The 1194-nt window shown below is 75.5% G+C and carries 1 pseudogene; it reads left to right on the top strand.

The features are described from left to right. Positions 1-283 precede the first annotated feature (283 nt). Positions 284-1194: pseudogene (locus ABTZ89_RS38815) on the top strand (hypothetical protein); the annotation flags it as partial.

Below are 1194 nucleotides of genomic sequence, written 5' to 3'. Positions count from 1 at the left end.
GCTGGACTGGTCGCCGCGCGGCGCGCCGCCGGCCGCTGGCATCGGTCCGGCCATGGTGGGCGCACCGCTCGCCGGAGCATCCACATTGGACGAAGTGGTGCTGGCCGGAGTGCTCGGGGAACGTTCGGCATCCGGGTGTGAACCGGTTCCTCCGCCGCCTCCCTGCGGGATGCCGCCGCCAGCACCGCCGCCACCGCCGCCGTGCGGGATGCCGCCGGTTCCACCGCCGCCGCCCTGCGGGGTTCCGCCGTCCGCGCCGCCGTGCGTGGATCCGCCGGCTGGCGTGGCTGAACCTCCGCTGTTGGGCGAGGAGTCGCCCGCTGCGCTGTGGGAGGTTCCGCCGCTCGAGTGGCTGCTGCTCGGGGTGTCGCCGCTGGACGTGTGGCTCACGCCGCCGGCGTCCGGGGACTGGCTGCGGGGCGTTGCGCCACTGTCGCCGGATCCGTGGGAGGTGCTGCCGGAGTCCACATGGGACTGTCCGGAACCTCCTGGTGTGCTGTGGGAATCCGGCGAGCTCGTCGACATCGTGTCCGGTCGGGACGAAGAGCCGCCGTGCGAGGAGCTGGAATCGCCTCCGCCGCCGGGGGATCCGTCGCCACCGCTGTGCGAGGAACCGGAACTGCTCGACGGGGTGGCGGAATCGCCTCCGCCGCCGGACGAGCTGCTGTGCGACGAACCGGAATCGCCGCCACCGCCCGGGGATCCGTCGCCGTGCGAACCGGAACCACCGGATGACGTGACGGTCGGGCCGCCGTCGGAGCCTGAACCACCGGGGCCGCCGTCGCCGGACACAGCGCTGGAGCGACCGGTCGGGCCGCCGTCCGAGCCGGTGCCGCCCTCGCTGGAATGCGTGCCGGACGTGCTCGTGCTGTTGGGGCCACCGTCGCCGCCGGAACCACCGCTGCCCTCGCCGGAGCTAGTGCCGCCACCGGACCCGGAGCCACCACCGTCTCCGCCGCCGGACCCGGACCCGCCGCCTTCGCCGCCGCCGTTTCCGCCGGAACCGCCGCCGCTGGTGTCGGGGACGTCGACGTCGCCGCCCCGGCCGAGGGCTTCGCCGCCCGCGCCCATCCCGGCGCCGGTCACGCCGCCGGACAGCGCGCCCTTGCCGACGTCGCCCCAGTCGATCTTGCCCTCGGTGATCAGCTGCTCCGCTGCGCTGCCGACCGCGCCTTCGGCGGCGCCGACCGCGCC

It is taken from the genome of Saccharopolyspora sp. NPDC002686, from assembly GCF_040295745.1.
In the GTDB taxonomy this organism is placed as follows: Bacteria; Actinomycetota; Actinomycetes; order Mycobacteriales; family Pseudonocardiaceae; genus Saccharopolyspora; species Saccharopolyspora oryzae.
This window is presented reverse-complemented; position numbering and strand designations above follow the sequence as displayed.